15 protein-coding genes and 1 tRNA gene are annotated in these 14,305 nt (G+C 62.6%); 9 read left to right on the top strand and 7 right to left on the bottom strand.

From position 1 onward, the window contains the following. The first annotated feature begins 37 nt into the window (after nucleotides 1–37). A complete protein-coding gene (locus MKZ91_RS25255; protein ID WP_336173776.1) occupies nucleotides 38–490 on the top strand; it encodes a MarR family winged helix-turn-helix transcriptional regulator in 453 nt (150 codons plus the stop codon). Here MKZ91_RS25255 and MKZ91_RS25250 read toward each other — a convergent pair. Beyond that, nucleotides 487–993, bottom strand: coding sequence for a MarR family winged helix-turn-helix transcriptional regulator (locus MKZ91_RS25250; protein WP_336173775.1), 507 nt, complete (start codon nucleotides 991–993; stop codon nucleotides 487–489). The genes MKZ91_RS25255 and MKZ91_RS25250 overlap by 4 nt on opposite strands. Nucleotides 994–1,183: 190 nt before the next feature. Between MKZ91_RS25250 and MKZ91_RS25245 the strand changes: the two genes are divergently transcribed. Further along, nucleotides 1,184–1,588 (top strand): GFA family protein, encoded by a 405-nt coding sequence (locus MKZ91_RS25245; RefSeq protein WP_336173774.1) that lies wholly within the window; start codon nucleotides 1,184–1,186, stop codon nucleotides 1,586–1,588. A gap of 21 nt (nucleotides 1,589–1,609) precedes the next feature. Here the strand turns inward: MKZ91_RS25245 and MKZ91_RS25240 are convergent, their stop codons facing one another. Continuing rightward, a complete protein-coding gene (locus MKZ91_RS25240; RefSeq protein WP_336173773.1) occupies nucleotides 1,610–2,038 on the bottom strand; it encodes a lipocalin-like domain-containing protein in 429 nt (142 codons plus the stop codon). Between the two features lie 146 nt (nucleotides 2,039–2,184). After that, nucleotides 2,185–4,023, bottom strand: a complete 1,839-nt coding sequence (gene ilvD, locus MKZ91_RS25235) for a dihydroxy-acid dehydratase (RefSeq protein WP_336173772.1) — start codon at nucleotides 4,021–4,023, stop codon at nucleotides 2,185–2,187. A 301-nt stretch (nucleotides 4,024–4,324) separates the two neighbouring features. Between ilvD and MKZ91_RS25230 the strand changes: the two genes are divergently transcribed. From MKZ91_RS25230 to MKZ91_RS25205, 6 genes are all read left to right on the top strand, one after another. Next, entirely contained in the window at nucleotides 4,325–4,813 is a 489-nt protein-coding gene (locus MKZ91_RS25230; RefSeq protein ID WP_336173771.1) for a hypothetical protein, read from the top strand. 12 nt (nucleotides 4,814–4,825) lie between these two features. Further along, nucleotides 4,826–5,764, top strand: coding sequence for a 4-hydroxy-tetrahydrodipicolinate synthase (dapA, locus tag MKZ91_RS25225; RefSeq protein WP_336173770.1), 939 nt, complete (start codon nucleotides 4,826–4,828; stop codon nucleotides 5,762–5,764). Between the two features lie 122 nt (nucleotides 5,765–5,886). Next, on the top strand, nucleotides 5,887–6,078 hold the full coding sequence (locus MKZ91_RS25220; protein WP_336173769.1) for a hypothetical protein: 192 nt from the start codon (nucleotides 5,887–5,889) through the stop codon (nucleotides 6,076–6,078). A gap of 34 nt (nucleotides 6,079–6,112) precedes the next feature. Next, the gene (locus tag MKZ91_RS25215; protein WP_336173768.1) at nucleotides 6,113–6,373 is read left to right on the top strand and encodes a hypothetical protein; all 261 of its coding nucleotides are present in this window, start codon (nucleotides 6,113–6,115) and stop codon (nucleotides 6,371–6,373) included. Between the two features lie 254 nt (nucleotides 6,374–6,627). Beyond that, nucleotides 6,628–9,912, top strand: coding sequence for an adenylate/guanylate cyclase domain-containing protein (locus MKZ91_RS25210; protein ID WP_336173767.1), 3,285 nt, complete (start codon nucleotides 6,628–6,630; stop codon nucleotides 9,910–9,912). A 118-nt stretch (nucleotides 9,913–10,030) separates the two neighbouring features. Beyond that, nucleotides 10,031–10,711: a peroxiredoxin-like family protein gene (locus MKZ91_RS25205; RefSeq protein ID WP_336173766.1), complete on the top strand. Its 681-nt coding sequence runs from the start codon at nucleotides 10,031–10,033 to the stop codon at nucleotides 10,709–10,711. Between the two features lie 108 nt (nucleotides 10,712–10,819). Here the strand turns inward: MKZ91_RS25205 and MKZ91_RS25200 are convergent, their stop codons facing one another. The 4 genes from MKZ91_RS25200 to cpdR1 form a co-directional block, all read right to left on the bottom strand. Continuing rightward, entirely contained in the window at nucleotides 10,820–11,512 is a 693-nt protein-coding gene (locus MKZ91_RS25200; RefSeq protein WP_336173765.1) for an alpha/beta hydrolase, read from the bottom strand. 738 nt (nucleotides 11,513–12,250) lie between these two features. Continuing rightward, nucleotides 12,251–12,325: transfer RNA gene (locus MKZ91_RS25195), tRNA-Val, on the bottom strand. Then, nucleotides 12,316–12,552, bottom strand: a complete 237-nt coding sequence (locus MKZ91_RS25190; RefSeq protein WP_336173764.1) for a hypothetical protein — start codon at nucleotides 12,550–12,552, stop codon at nucleotides 12,316–12,318. Before MKZ91_RS25190 ends, MKZ91_RS25195 begins: the two co-directional genes overlap by 10 nt. A 47-nt stretch (nucleotides 12,553–12,599) precedes the next feature. Next, complete coding sequence (gene cpdR1 / locus MKZ91_RS25185) at nucleotides 12,600–12,962, bottom strand: response regulator CpdR1 (RefSeq protein ID WP_025424823.1); 363 nt, start codon at nucleotides 12,960–12,962, stop codon at nucleotides 12,600–12,602. Between the two features lie 194 nt (nucleotides 12,963–13,156). On the opposite strand from cpdR1, the gene MKZ91_RS25180 reads away from it, so the two are divergent. Further along, a complete protein-coding gene (locus MKZ91_RS25180) occupies nucleotides 13,157–14,038 on the top strand; it encodes an N-formylglutamate amidohydrolase (protein ID WP_336173855.1) in 882 nt (293 codons plus the stop codon). Nucleotides 14,039–14,305 lie beyond the last annotated feature (267 nt).

Genomic DNA, 14,305 nt, shown 5'->3' with positions numbered 1-14,305 from the left:
ACTTGACTTATTACGTTGATATCAACATTAATCGAATATGTCAAAGTTGCCGATCGTTCCGTTCGAGACGACCCTGCATGTGAAGGATACCTGCCTCTGCCTTCACGTGCAGCGTGCCGCTCGCGCCATTGCCCGCCGTTTCGATGAGGCGCTCCGGCCGCTTGAGATTACCAACGGGCAGTTCTCCCTGTTGATGTCGCTGAACCGTCCCGCGCCGCCCAACATGGGCTCGGTCGCCGCGTTGCTTGCCATGGACCGCACGACGCTGACGGCGGCGCTGAAGCCTTTGGAGCGACGGGGCCTGGTCGAGACCTTTGCGGATGCCGAAGACCGCAGGTCGCGGCGCATGCGGCTGACACCAGAGGGGGAACGGCTGCTTGAGCGCGCCCTGCCGATCTGGACTTCAACACATGGCGCACTCGATATGGCGCTCGGCGTCGACGGGCCCGAACAGTTGCGGGCCGATCTCTTGATGATCGGGCGGAGCTAGCGCGAATTGCGGCGCACGTGCCCTTGATCTTCCGACGCCTGCTCCGGCAGCGGGGAGCGTTCCTTGAGTACAGAGATCGCCTCAGCGATCAGCGCCGAAGCCTGGCGCAACCGGTCTTCTCCAAGGTCGGCGCCGAGCCTATCTGCCCAGGCCGCCTGCCTTTCCTTGATCTCGCCGAGCACGCCGGTTCCCGCCGGTGTCAGGACCATGAGTTTGGCACGCTGGTGGGCGGGGTTGTCCTCATAGGCAATCAAGCCCTCTTCGGCGAGCAGATCGGCGATCCGCTGCACCCCCTGGCGTGCCAGGCCGAGTGCACGCGCCGCATCGGCAACCGACATCGGGCCGTGGCGGGCCGCCGCCAGAACCTGCCAGCGGGCGCTGGTCTGACCGGATGGCTTGGCAAGAATGTCGCCGGCGACGTTCAAGGGTCCGGCGAGGCGGAGCACCGAGATTGCGAATTCGGCGAAGGCGTCGCCGGCAGGGGTGCGATCGGGGTCGTTCATGGGAGATAGGAACCGTGGCTGTTATGACAGTATGCTGTCGTTTCGCGAGTGCTTGCGCAAGCGGCCTTCCTGGCTGGCATGAAACCGTTGCCGCGAAGTCTGTGAATATTGACAACATATTGTCGTTATGGCAAGAAGCAAAAATGACAATATATTGTCATTGTTGGCGGGTGCGAAAGGACGGACGGCGATGAAATTGACCTACAAGGGAAGCTGCCACTGCGGAAACATCCGCTATGAAGCCGATGTCGACCTCGATGCCGGCACGGGCAAGTGCAACTGCTCGATCTGCTGGAAACGGCGCTATTGGGGTGCAGTCGTCAAGCCCGACGATTTTCGCCTGCAGTGCGACGAAGCCAACATCGCCGACTACCAGTTCGGCGGTGACAGCGTGCATCACCGCTTCTGCAAAACCTGTGGCGTGGCCGCCTTCGGTCATGGCTATATCGAAGAAATCGGCGGCGCCTATTATTCGGTCAACGTCGCCTGCCTCGACGATCTCGATCCGGCGGTGCTCGCCGAAGCGCCGGTGCGATACATGGACGGGCGCAACAACAACTGGTTCCACGCGCCGGTGGAGACGCGCCATCTCTGAGGTTCTGCTAAAAGGCGCCGGTCAGACTCTGCGAAATTCGAGATGGTAGGTGACTTCTTCGCCGGTCGTGGGGTCGATGGCGGGCGCGCCGTGGATCACCAACCTGTCGCCCTCCACGAAGAAGGGGCGGATCAGATCGGACATGCCCCAGGCCGGGTTCCAGCTTGCATCCAGCTGGTGGATGACCCGGCCATCCTCAAGCCTGTAGGATCCGGCATAGGCGAGCATCGAATCGAAGAGCGCCGCCTTTTCGTCATTGGTTGGCACGGCGCCCTTCAAGGCAGGGCGATCGCGCTTCACCACGACAGCGCTGACGCGGCCATCGGGGTAATAGGACAGGTAGCCGATAGGATCGGCGCCCATGGCGTCGCTGGTTTCGCCCGTGGCGACGACCTTGCGTTTCCAGGAGAGCATCTTCCAGGTGCCGAGCAGTTCAGATGCGTTCGCCATGACCCACCTGCCTAAATCTTAGGGTGGCCTAAAATAACAGATACACGCGGCCCGGCAAGCAAGCGTGTCTTCATCGCTGCGTATCCGTCAAAAGCAAAAAGGCTCCCGGAAAACGGGAGCCTTTCGTTGCCTTGCATGTCGCTGGCTTAGCGTTCGCCAAGGTCGCGCACGGCGCCGCGGTCGGCTGACGTCGCGAAGGCGGCATAAGCCTTGAGCGCGGTCGTCACCTTGCGCTTGCGCTGTTCGACCGGCTTCCAGCCCTTGGCGTCCTGTTCGACGCGACGCTTGGCAAGTTCGGTTTCGTCGACGCGCAGGCTGATCGTGCGGTTCGGGATGTCGATGTCGATCGTGTCGCCTTCGCGGACCAGGCCGATCGTGCCGCCATTGGCCGCTTCCGGAGAAACGTGGCCGATCGACAGGCCCGAGGTGCCGCCGGAGAAGCGGCCGTCGGTGATGAGCGCGCAGGCTTTTCCGAGGCCCTTCGACTTCAGGTAGCTCGTCGGATAGAGCATTTCCTGCATGCCCGGGCCGCCCTTCGGGCCTTCGTAGCGGATGACGACGACATCACCGGCCTTGATCTCGTTGCCGAGGATCGCCTTGACCGACGCGTCCTGGCTTTCGAACACGCGGGCCGGGCCGGAGAACTTCAGGATACTCTCGTCGACGCCGGCAGTTTTGACGATGCAGCCGTCGATGGCGATGTTGCCCTTGAGAACCGCAAGGCCGCCATCCTTGGAGAAGGGGTGCTCGACCGAGCGGATGACGCCCTTTTCGCGGTCCATATCAAGATCGTCCCAACGCGCCTCCTGGCTGAAGGCGACCTGGGTCGGGATGCCGCCCGGGGCTGCGCGGAAGAAGTTGCGAACGGTCTCGCTCGAGGTGCGGGTGATGTCCCAGCGATCGATCGCGTCGCCGATCGTGGCACTGTGGACCGTCGGGCAATCGCGGTTGATGAGGCCGCCTTTGTCGAGTTCGCCGAGGATCGACATGATGCCGCCGGCACGGTGCACGTCTTCCATGTGCACGTCGCTCTTGGCCGGCGCCACCTTCGACAGGCACGGAACCTTGCGCGACAGGCGGTCGATGTCGGCCATGGTGAAATCGACCTCGCCTTCGTGGGCGGCGGCAAGAATGTGCAGGACGGTGTTGGTCGAGCCGCCCATGGCAATATCGAGCGCCATGGCGTTTTCGAACGCCTTCTTCGAGGCGACCTTGCGCGGCAGCACGTTTTCGTCTTCCTGCTCATAGTAGCGGCGAGCGAGATCGACGACCAGGTGGCCGGCCTCGACGAACAGGCGCTTGCGGTCGGCGTGGGTGGCGAGCGTCGAGCCGTTGCCCGGCAGCGACAGGCCAAGCGCCTCGGTCAGACAGTTCATCGAATTAGCCGTGAACATGCCGGAGCAGGAGCCGCAGGTCGGGCAGGCGGAGCGCTCGATGACTTTCACGTCCTCGTCGGAGACGTTGTCGTCGGCAGCAGCGACCATGGCGTCGACCAGGTCGAGCGCATGGGTCTTGCCGTGCAGCACGACCTTGCCGGCTTCCATCGGGCCGCCGGAAACGAAGACCGCGGGGATGTTGAGACGGAGCGCCGCCATCAGCATGCCAGGCGTGATCTTGTCGCAGTTGGAGATGCAGACCATCGCATCAGCGCAGTGGGCGTTGACCATGTACTCGACCGAGTCTGCGATGATCTCGCGCGACGGCAGCGAATAGAGCATGCCGTCGTGACCCATGGCGATGCCGTCGTCGACGGCGATGGTGTTGAATTCCTTGGCAACGCCGCCCGCCGCCTCGATTTCGCGGGCAACGAGCTGGCCAAGGTCCTTGAGGTGAACGTGGCCCGGCACGAACTGGGTGAACGAGTTCACCACCGCAATAATGGGTTTGCCGAAATCGCTGTCCTTCATGCCCGTCGCGCGCCAGAGGCCGCGGGCACCGGCCATGTTGCGGCCGTGGGTGGTGGTACGTGAGCGATAGGCAGGCATGGCATGTTCCTTCACGGACAGGGGGTATTGCGCGGATATGGCGATCGGGATCGCCACCGAAGGGGCTACCTAGCGCAAAATTGCGTGCGCGTCATCTTTTGCGTCAGATTATTTCGACGCTCAGCGCCCGTGTTTCGCGGGGTTTCGATCCCTCAAGCACCAATCTAGCGGTGCAGCAGCGCCTTGCACAGCGACAAACGAGGGAGCTTTACGGAAATCTTATGCCGAACAGTTGAAGTCGGAATCGAATCCGGACGCGGAGCAGAGCTAGCCTCTCGCACATCGAATACGGATGAGTGTCATGTCTCTTCATGATTTCAACTTTTCCCGCCCGGTTATGAGCGGTCCCCTCGGCCCAGATCCTGTCGAACGGCTTGAGGGCAACGAAGTGATCCTGGATGCCCTTGAGGCGTTGCTCTTGCGGCTGACCGCGGTGCGTCGCCTGCGTGAGCACCACGTCTGGGAAGCTGTCCGCGTCATCCGCGAGCTTCCCGGTCTCACTGCGGACGAATGGCCATCGCGCCGGTTCCGCGAGCTGATGGGGGCAGACGCACTGCTCGATGCGGTCATTCACCTGACGTCCACGACCGAGGCGAAACTCTGCCTGCGCACCCTCGGCCACGAATTCGGGCTCTGGACCTGTGCGCTCCGTTATCAGCCGCCGGGCGCCGGGCGCGTCACCTTCAAGGCGCGGCACGCCGATCTCGCCGCAGCGATCCTTGGCGCCTTCCTGCGCTCCTGCCGCGGCCACCAGCTTGCCGGTGTCGGCCCCGGCCATCTTCCCACCTGAAGGACAATTTCCATGAACATGCATTCGCTGCGCCTCGAAGGGGCGATAACAGCGCTCGTCACCCCGTTTCGCGACGGCAAGGTCGATGCTGTCGGCTTGATGTCGCTGGTCGAGTGGCAGATCCGCCACGGCATCTCCGGCATCGTCGCCTGCGGCACCACCGGCGAAGCACCGACGCTGTCGCGCGCAGAGCGGACAATGGTGATCGAGCGTTGCGTCGAAGTCGCCGAGCACAAGATCCCTGTCATTGCCGGGACCGGCACCAACAACACGGAGACGACGATCGAGCTGACCGCCGAAGCCAAGGCGCTTGGCGCCGACGCGGCGCTCGTCGTTGCGCCCTATTACAGCAAGCCATCGCAGGAAGGCCTCTACCGGCACTTCGAGGCGGTGACAAAGGCCGTCGATCTGCCGATCATCGTCTACAATGTGCCGTCACGTTGCGGCGTGGATCTGGCCGCGCGCACGGTCGAACGGTTGGCGGAGCTTCCAGGGATCGTCGGCATCAAGGATGCGACTGGTGACCTCGGCCGGTTCCTGTCTTCGCCGACGGCCGTGAAAAGCCGGCTACGCCAGTTCTCGGGCCATGACCAGACGGCGCTGCCGTTCAATCTCTGCGGCGGCCACGGCACGATATCGGTGGCCTCCAACGTCGTTCCGCGATTGGTGGTGGCAATGCATCAGGCGATCGCGACGGGCAACGTGTCGGCAGCGATCACCATTCACGAACGCCTGCGGCCGCTGCACGTGGCGCTGGAGCGCGAAACCAATCCGGGACCGATCAAATATGCGCTGCACCTCGTTCGGGCGCTGAGCCCCGAGCTGCGGCTGCCGCTGACGCCGGTAGCGCCAGAGACCGCAGCGGAGATCCGCACAGCGCTCGAGCCGCTGACCGAGATCAGGGGCGAGACGCATATCGGCCGCAGTCTTCGCATCGCGATGGCCGGTTGAGCATTCATTCGATCACCCGCCGCCACGGACACCTGTCGATGTCATCGCAGATCGGACGGACCCTTTCCCTGCCAGTCATACGGGCGGCGGCCAACTTTCCCATTCACCAAAGGAGACAGATCATGTCACGCCTTCCCCATCTGGCCGCCCAAGCCGAACTGCGCCGGCGCGCCCAAATTGCCGAGCACGCCGAAAGCGATCACGGCAACGACAGTGCGGTTCGCGACGCTTTCCTCGGCATCGGCATTCGGCTCGGCATCGTGCTCGGCCTTGCCTATGGCATTCAGGCCGCCATTCCGTGGATCGCCGGCTAACTCTTTCCCATCATCAACAAGGAACCATTCCATCATGGGCAGTACGCAGCAAATCCGCCGCGGCTTTCTCGCACGCGCGCGTTTCGTCGTCGGTCGCGACCGGCACGGCTGGTGGGTCGTTTCCGACCGCAAGGGCGTCGTCGGCGGCCTCTTTACCAACGAGAGCGCGGCCATTCATTTTGCCGTCGAGGCCAGCGATCGGCACCCGGAAGAGGTGTGCCGCGCGCCCGACGGGGCGGCGATCGACCTCGATACATTTTCACGCCCGCCGAAGGCGCGCCGTGCCCATTCCTGACGGTGCCGATTCCTGACGGTGCTTGAGGCTGACCGTGCCGATGAAGCATCGCTGCATTCATCCGTAAGCCTCAACGGATCGATCGGGATCCTGTCCTTCGGAAAACACTGGAAGAGGCGGTATCTGCGGTCTCCCATCGAGATTCTCGCCGTTGCTTGCAAAGCCCTTAACGCGGGTTCATTCTTTCAAAGCCCTCATGCCCGGCTGGCTCAGCATTGCCCTGCCAACCGGGCTCGTTCGAAGGTTCGTCCTCGATGAACTGCCACGAGTGCGGTTGCGAGATCCAAGGCGGGTTTGCGTTTTGCCCGAATTGCGGTGCCAAGCAGCATAGCCCGTGCCCCAGTTGCGGCGTACTCTGCCCGCCACACTTCTCGTTTTGTCCCACCTGCGGTACCAGGCTTGGAACCGCGACGCCGACGCAGCCGACGGTTTTTCGACCTGCGGCGGTACAGACGCCTCAGGTCAGAAGTCCTGGCAGAGAGAGCCTTGCCCCGCAATTGCCTGAGGATGCGGGCGCCGACCGTCGCACAGCCACCATCCTCTTTGCCGACCTCTGCGGCTTTACGGGGCTCGGCGAGCAGGTGGATCCGGAGGTCCTCCGAGCTTTCCAGAACGAACTCTTCGAAGAACTGACCGAAGCGGTCGAGGCCTACGGTGGTTTCGTCGACAAATTCATCGGTGATGCGTTGCTTGCTCTCTTCGGCGCGCCGGTGGCGCACGAAGACGATTCGGAGAGAGCGCTTCGTGCCGCGCTCGACATGGCCGTTCGGGCAAAGCGGGTCGGCGAACGCTGGCGGCGACGGATCGGTGAGCCGCTCAACCTGCATATCGGGGTCAACACCGGAACCGTGGTGGCGGGACAATTGGGCGCCGGCGACGGCAAGGCCTATTCGGTAACCGGCGACGCGGTCAACACGGCACAACGGCTGCAATCGCTGGCGGGACCTGGGGAGATCCTCGTCGGGCCGGTGACCTATCGGTTGACCTGCCACGCATTTGCCTACGAGGCGCTTGGGGCAACGACGCTGCGCGGGAAGGCGGAAAGCGTCGAGGTCTACAGGCTGACGCAGTCCCTGGAGGCCCCTCGAACGGCCCGTGGTCTGGAGGCGCTGGGGCTTGGCGCGCCGCTGATCGGACGTGAGGCGGAGATGAAACGCCTACTTGATTGCCTCGAGCTCGCCTGCGGCGGGACGGCGCAGCTGGTGCGTTTGACGGGAGAGGCGGGGCTCGGAAAGTCGCGGCTGGTCAAGGAATTCCTCGAGCGGGTGGCTGCAGATCCGCGCTTTTCGAAGGTCGTGGTTCGCCGTGCCGGCAGCTCATCGCTCGGAGAACCGTCCTATGGCGTTCTCGCGGCGGTGTTGCGCGGTGCCTATGGGATTTCGATGAGCGACACCCCGCAGCGGACGACAGAGCTGCTTGCGGCGGGATTGGCCGAGATCGGCTTTGCGCAAGACAAGCTCGAACAGCTCGTGCCGCTGTTCCTGCGGATTCTGGGCTTGGATTTCCAGAATGAGCTGTTGCGCCATGTGGAGCCGGAACAAATGCGCCGGCAGCTTTTCGCGGCTGTGAGGGCGATTTTTGAACGGCGCCTGTCACGAACGCCGTTGCTGCTGGTGATCGAGGATCTGCACTGGGCCGACGCTGCCTCACTCGAGGCCATATCCTTCGTCCTTGACCGGACCGAAGGCAGCCCGTTGATGCTTTTGACCACCCAGAGGCCCGACGTCGATGCCGATCGCCTGAAGCCCGGCCATACAAGCTTGACCGCGCTACGCCTGGCGCCGCTTTCTGAGGCCGACCGGCGACGGCTGCTTGCGGCGTTCTTCGGTGGGGAAGGGCTGCCTGCGGCGCTTGCAGAACGCATCTTGGCACGGGCCGGGGGCAATCCCCTTTTCATCGAGGAAATCGTGCGTGGCCTGATCGAAGTATCTGCCATGCAGCAGGTCGGCTCGGTCTGGCGGGCGGTGGAGGGCGAAGCGGCTGCCGACATTCCGGTGACCATCGAGGCGATGCTGCTCAGTCGCGTCGATCGGCTGCCGGCCGACGCCCGCCGGATGTTGTACCACGCTGCGATGATCGGTCCGCGCTTCGATGCGGATCTGCTGCAAGCGGTTTCGGGGCGGGCGCCGGTGGATGCGCTTCTTGATCTGCTCTGCGACACGGAGATCATCGAAGAAACTCGGGACGGCGTCGGGCACCCGGGCGCCCAGACCTATCGGTTTACCCAGACGCTGTTGCAGGAGGTGGTCTACAACAATCTTCTGCTGAGCCGGCGCACGGACGAACATGCGTTGATCGGCACGGTTCTGGAGCGCCGGTTCGGCGAGGATACCGAACGGCTTGAGGAGATGGCGTTGCTCGGCCACCATTTCGGTCTCTCCGAACACAAGGCCAAGGGCGCCCATTACCTGATCGCGGCGGGAGACCGGGCACGCGCGCTCTATGCCAATGATGATGCCATCCGGCTCTACAAACAGGCCATGGCGGCGCTGGTGGCTGCCGGCGACGAGGGGCCCGAATGGCTTGCCGCACGCGAGCGCGTCGCCGATCTGCTCGGGCCGACCGGCCAGCGCGAGGCGGCGGTTCAGCACTACGGCGCGCTCCTGGAGGTTTACCGCGCCACGAGCGACCGGATTGCCTCGGCACGGATCCAGCGAAAGTTCGGACATCATCTCTGGGAAGCCGGACGGCGTGATGAGGCTTTGGCTTCCTTTGCGGCGGCCGCCGCGCTGCTCGAAGGCGCTAGTGCGCCGATCGAAGGTGCGCATCTGTCACAGGAATGCGGCCACCTTGCTTTCCGCATGGGTGACTATGCGGGCGCCCTGAAGGCGGCGGATGGCGCCCTGGATCGCATTGAGGCTTTTACGCCGGATGACCCGGACACCGAGCGAGAGGCGGTGCGGGTCACGGCCGAAGCGCTGAACACCAAGGGCGTGACACTTGCCCGCCTCGGCCGCAGCGCCGAAGCAATCGGCATCGTCGAGCGAAGCGTCACCGTGGCGGAAGGCGCGAATCTGCTGAATGCCGCCTGCCGTGGCTATACCAATTTGGCGGTGCTTTACGCAGTGACCGATCCGAAACGCGCGATTGAGGTCTGCCGCTGCGGTTTCGATATGGCAAAGCGTATCGGCGATCTTGGTTTCCAGGCGCGTCTGCTTGCCAATCTTGCCGTCGCTTATTGTACCTTTACCGATCGCTGTGCGCCGGATGGCATGCCGGCAGCCGAGCGCGCCATCGCGATCGACCGGGAGCTCGACCAGCGCGACCATTTGCCGGTATCGCTGCTGGTGCTCGGCCAGATCCATCAATGTCATGGCCGGCCAGATGTCGCCCGCAGCCTTTATCAGGAAGCGCTTGAGCTTTGTGGAGAAACGCAAGAGGCGCAGCTCCTGTTTCCGTGTTATGATGGATTGGCGACGCTCTGCCTGGACGCCGACGATCTCGATGCAGCGGAAAGGTACTTCGCCTTGGCGCGAGACATATGTGCGCAACACGGTCTCGACCCTGAGGCGTTGATGATTTTGCCGTTTCTTGACTGATGTTCCCGATCGCCGCGTGGTGCGGCGCCCGCGATTGCGTTGCTGCGCACTGTTTGCCGGAGAAAAAGCGCCTGCCAGGCGTACCAGGGGCGTTCCGGCCGGGATGAGGAGACAAACCATGGTTGAGACGCTGAGTGGACGGCCGTTGCAGCCGGGTGACCGGGCGCCGAACGTAGTGCTCGACGCAATCACGCAGGAAGGTCAGATCGCCCTTGACGATTTTCGTGGCCGCAAACCGGTCTTGGTCGGCTTGTTTCGCGGCCTGCATTGTCCTTTCTGCAGACGCCAAATCGCTGCCATGGCGCAACTCGACGGCGCCTTGCGTGAGAAGGGCATCGAAAGCCTGACGGTCGTCAACACGCCGATCGATCGGGCGCGTCTCTATTTCCGTTATCATCCTTTGCCGAACTTGCTGGCCGCCGCCGACCCCGAACGGATCTCGCATCGAGCCTTCGGGCTTCCCAACCTCGAATTCACCGAGGACGAGGACGCCTGGCCGTACAAGGTCGCCCAGAAGACGATCATGGCGATGAAGGTGAACATGCCCGGCGAATTGCCCGGACCGATGGATCCGATCGCAGCCATGGCCTACCTCGATAAGGTGGAAGACTACCAGATCACCGAGGCTGACGAGCGGATGATGGCGACCGGGACCGGGCAACTCGTCGGCGAGTTCCTGCTCGATCGTGATGGCGTCGTGCGCTGGAGCTTTACGGAAGTGCCGGATGGCGGCCAGAACCTGTTCGGCGTGCCGCGTCGCGAAGAGTTGATGTCCGCCGCGTCTGCCATGGTACACTAGGACATCGGGTTTGGGTGTCGATGGCTGCTGGCGTCGTCGACGGTCCTGAAACAGACCCCGTCGATCCGGCGATCGACGGGGTTTTTTATCACGACATAGAATCGGGATCTAGCCGAGCGAAGTAATCGCCTCGTCGATGAGAGCGACAATTTCGGTCGCATGCGAGGCGAGCGAGGCATGACTGGCGTCGAGCGTGACGATCTTCTTCGCCTTGATGCGCTCGGCCATCCATTGCTCGGTTTCAGGCGGGATCATGTTGTCGTGGCTCGATACCTGGTACCAACTCGGCTTTGCTTTCCAGGCCGGCGGCCCGGCCTTGTCCTCGAAGCAGCGTCCGGCAATCGGCTTTTGCGTCACCGCCATGACCAAGGCCTCGGTCTCATTCAGATCCTGGCCGAAGCTTTGGCGGAACGTTGCCTGGTCGAGCCAGAGGAACCCTTGCTTGTCCGGGCGGATGCTGGCAGCGCCGGAGGGCGGCTCGCGCCGCGCGAAGATGCTGCCGAGGCTGTCGCCCTCATCCGGCGCGAAAGCTGCGACATAGACGAGGCCGACGACGTTTGCGGCATGGCCTGCGCCGCTGATCACGGCGCCGCCATAGGAATGGCCGACGAGAAGGGTCGGGCCCTCGAGCGATTCCGCCAGCTTGCGGGTACGGCCGACGTCGTCGGCCAGCGAGGTGAGCGGGTTCTGTACAGCGGCGATCCTGTAGCCTTTGGCGTGCAGCGGAGGAATGACGTGGCGCCAGTGAGAGGCATCGCCCCAGGCGCCGTGTACAAGCACGATGTTCTTGACTGCCGGCATGGTCCGTTCCTTTCGCTTTGGCTGAGATCTGGTCGGCTGGGCATCGCGCGCGCGTCGCTTGGCGCCCGCAAGGCATGCTGCCCGTCTTCGCTCAGTGATTTTCCTTTGCTCGATCGCGCTCGGCGCGGCGATGCGATGGGATTGCGCAGGAAAGATAGGGCGAGCAGGCGCGCCTTCCACGACGCGCGCCACAAATACCCGCGACAGGGACGTGAGTGATTGCGGCCGGAATCGCCCTTTGACAAGCGCGTGCACGGAACGGCGATTGTCGCGACAGTAGGAGGAGGGAGGCGGGGTCCCAGAGCGACGGTATGGGGTTTCGGGGCGTCGCTCCGGGACCAATGGCGCCCTGGTGGGCGGGGCTATGCTCCCGGGCGCTGTCTGCATCTAGAACGTCGCGACGCAGATTCGGCAATGCGCCCCGGACCTTTGCCGGGGCCTGTAGGACCAAAGTCCTAGCGACCGGCCCGCTCTTGCCGGGCGCCCCGGTGGAAAACGGGATGATTGTCGCGTGAGAAAGAGGGTCCGGTGGTACGGAACAAAGATTCTTCAATGATTCTCGCAGGATCAGCGCAGGCGATTCGAGATCGCCGCAATCGGGAGGCCCGCACTGGCGCGGCGTGCCCGTAGACACTCGAAGACCGCGCGGCATTCTCGTTTCCGACCGGAAGAGCTGGCCATTTGTCGGGTAATGCGAAAAAGGCCTCTCGATCTCTCGAAAGGCCTTTTGAATTCGAATGGTGGGCGTGACAAGGATCGAACTTGTGACCCCTACGATGTCAACGTAGTGCTCTCCCGCTGAGCTACACGCCCATCCGATGGGGCGCATAGACCACAAAAGCCGTTGTCGCGTCAATAGGCTTTTCGAAGGTTTTTTGACAGAAATTTTGCTGGCGCGTTTTTTCCCCTGCGGCCGGGCTTTTCGGCGTTGGCGCAATCGCCGGGATTCGCGGGATTTTGGCTAAGGCATTGAAACGAAAAGACCGCCGGAGATCCTTGTGGATCACGGCGGTCGATCGGACGTGCAGTTCAAGCTTCATGCCGGCTTGCCGCAGGCGGTCGCGCCTGTGGAAAACCTCGGGTGGCCTCAGGCGGCCAGCATCTTGTTGACCTCGTCGACGAGGTCGCGCAGGTGGAAGGGCTTGGAGAGCACCTTGGCATCCTTCGGCGCCTTGGAATCCGGGTTGAGCGCGACGGCGGCAAAGCCGGTGATGAACATCACCTTGAGGTCCGGGTCGAGTTCGGTTGCCCGGCGGGCAAGCTCGATACCGTCCATCTCGGGCATGACGATGTCGGTCAGGAGAAGCGAGAAAGGCTCTTCACGAAGCCGGTCATAGGCGCTGGCGCCGTTGTCGTAGGACATGACCTTGTAGCCGGCCTTTTCCAGGGCCTTGACCAGGAACCGGCGCATGTCGTTGTCGTCTTCGGCAAGAAGGATTTTCACAGTCATGAATTCGGCCGTTGCTTCTCTTTATTCATTGCGTATGGATTGCGGCGTTTTATCCAAACCCCAACGCGGTAAATATCTGGTGAATGGGGGGCGTCAACTCCCCAGAATGCTGTTGGCGGCACTATGGACACAGAGCGGACCAACTGGCAACATGATGACAATTGTAAGAACCGCATATGGTAAAAAGGGTTCAGATGGGGGAGATCGCCGAGAGGGACCTGTTCGAGGTTTTGGAGCCTCCGATCCAGCGCATCCCTTTTGTGTTCAACTCGCCGCATAGCGGCCGCTCCTATCCGAAGAGCTTTCTCGACCAGTCCCGTCTTGACGGGCATTCCATACGCCGGTCGGAAGATCACTACGTCGATGAATTGTTCCAGAACGCCACCTTTCTCGGTGCGCCTATGCTTCTGGCGCATTTCCCGCGCGCCTTCCTCGACGTCAACCGCGAACCCTACGAGCTCGATCCGCGCATGTTCGACGGTGCGTTGCCGCCGCATGCCAATATCGGTTCGATGCGTGTCGCCGGGGGCCTCGGGACGATCCCGCGGCTCGTTGCCGAAAACATGGAAATCTATCGCGGACGCGTGCCCGTCGAAGATGCGCTTGCGCGGATCGAGACGATCTACAAGCCCTATCACGCCACCTTGCGCAAACTGATTGCCCGCACGCACGTCAATTTCGGTCTTTCGGTTCTGATCGATTGCCATTCGATGCCCGGCAACGTGCATCTGCCCGGAAGCGTCCAGCGCCCGGATTTCATCGTCGGCGATCGATACGGCACCAGTGCGGCCGCGGAACTGTCGCGCACTGCGGTCGATCTGTTGCAGGAGCTTGGCTACAGCGTCACGCGCAACAAGCCCTATGCCGGCGGCTTCATCACTGAGCATTACGGACGGCCAACGCGTGGGCTGCATGCGCTGCAGATCGAAATCAACCGGGCGCTCTATGTCGATGAGACGACGCTTGTGCGCAAACCTGGTTTCGGTGCGCTGGTCGCGGATCTCACGACTTTCATCGCCTCGCTGGCGCGCCACGTCGAAGACTTCGGCGCCTACCTGCCGCTTGCGGCGGAATAATCTTCAGCTCTCTTGGGGGTGTCTAAAAAGAACCGCGCCAGCGGCGCGGTTAAGTCTAGGGAGGAAACACCCAAGGAGGGTATTTACAGTCACAGGTGACTGTAGCGAAACTTTAATATTGCACTGCACAAATGTCAAGTTCGGGACCTGAAAGGTTTTGCAGTGCATCAAGAGAATTTCAATCGAAAGCCAGACCTGAACCGATTGAAACCACCGGATGGCCACGCAGTCGATGAATCAGGCTTCGTTCAGCTCGTTTGCCTTTCA

Source organism: Ensifer sp. MJa1 (assembly GCF_037026475.1).
Lineage (GTDB): Bacteria > Pseudomonadota > Alphaproteobacteria > Rhizobiales > Rhizobiaceae > Ensifer.
Note: the sequence above shows the minus strand (reverse complement) of the source record. Positions and strands in the feature narration are given on the sequence as shown.

Excerpts from the sequence above, each read along its gene's own strand:
- MKZ91_RS25255 (WP_336173776.1), top strand. The coding sequence starts at position 38 with ATGTCAAAGTTGCCGATCGTTCCGTTCGAGACGACCCTGCATGTGAAG.
- MKZ91_RS25250 (WP_336173775.1), bottom strand. The coding sequence starts at position 993 with ATGAACGACCCCGATCGCACCCCTGCCGGCGACGCCTTCGCCGAATTC.
- MKZ91_RS25245 (WP_336173774.1), top strand. The coding sequence starts at position 1,184 with ATGAAATTGACCTACAAGGGAAGCTGCCACTGCGGAAACATCCGCTAT.
- MKZ91_RS25240 (WP_336173773.1), bottom strand. The coding sequence starts at position 2,038 with ATGGCGAACGCATCTGAACTGCTCGGCACCTGGAAGATGCTCTCCTGG.
- ilvD (WP_336173772.1), bottom strand. The coding sequence starts at position 4,023 with ATGCCTGCCTATCGCTCACGTACCACCACCCACGGCCGCAACATGGCC.
- MKZ91_RS25230 (WP_336173771.1), top strand. The coding sequence starts at position 4,325 with ATGTCTCTTCATGATTTCAACTTTTCCCGCCCGGTTATGAGCGGTCCC.
- dapA (WP_336173770.1), top strand. The coding sequence starts at position 4,826 with ATGAACATGCATTCGCTGCGCCTCGAAGGGGCGATAACAGCGCTCGTC.
- MKZ91_RS25220 (WP_336173769.1), top strand. The coding sequence starts at position 5,887 with ATGTCACGCCTTCCCCATCTGGCCGCCCAAGCCGAACTGCGCCGGCGC.
- MKZ91_RS25215 (WP_336173768.1), top strand. The coding sequence starts at position 6,113 with ATGGGCAGTACGCAGCAAATCCGCCGCGGCTTTCTCGCACGCGCGCGT.
- MKZ91_RS25210 (WP_336173767.1), top strand. The coding sequence starts at position 6,628 with ATGAACTGCCACGAGTGCGGTTGCGAGATCCAAGGCGGGTTTGCGTTT.
- MKZ91_RS25205 (WP_336173766.1), top strand. The coding sequence starts at position 10,031 with ATGGTTGAGACGCTGAGTGGACGGCCGTTGCAGCCGGGTGACCGGGCG.
- MKZ91_RS25200 (WP_336173765.1), bottom strand. The coding sequence starts at position 11,512 with ATGCCGGCAGTCAAGAACATCGTGCTTGTACACGGCGCCTGGGGCGAT.
- MKZ91_RS25190 (WP_336173764.1), bottom strand. The coding sequence starts at position 12,552 with ATGAAGCTTGAACTGCACGTCCGATCGACCGCCGTGATCCACAAGGAT.
- cpdR1 (WP_025424823.1), bottom strand. The coding sequence starts at position 12,962 with ATGACTGTGAAAATCCTTCTTGCCGAAGACGACAACGACATGCGCCGG.
- MKZ91_RS25180 (WP_336173855.1), top strand. The coding sequence starts at position 13,157 with ATGGGGGAGATCGCCGAGAGGGACCTGTTCGAGGTTTTGGAGCCTCCG.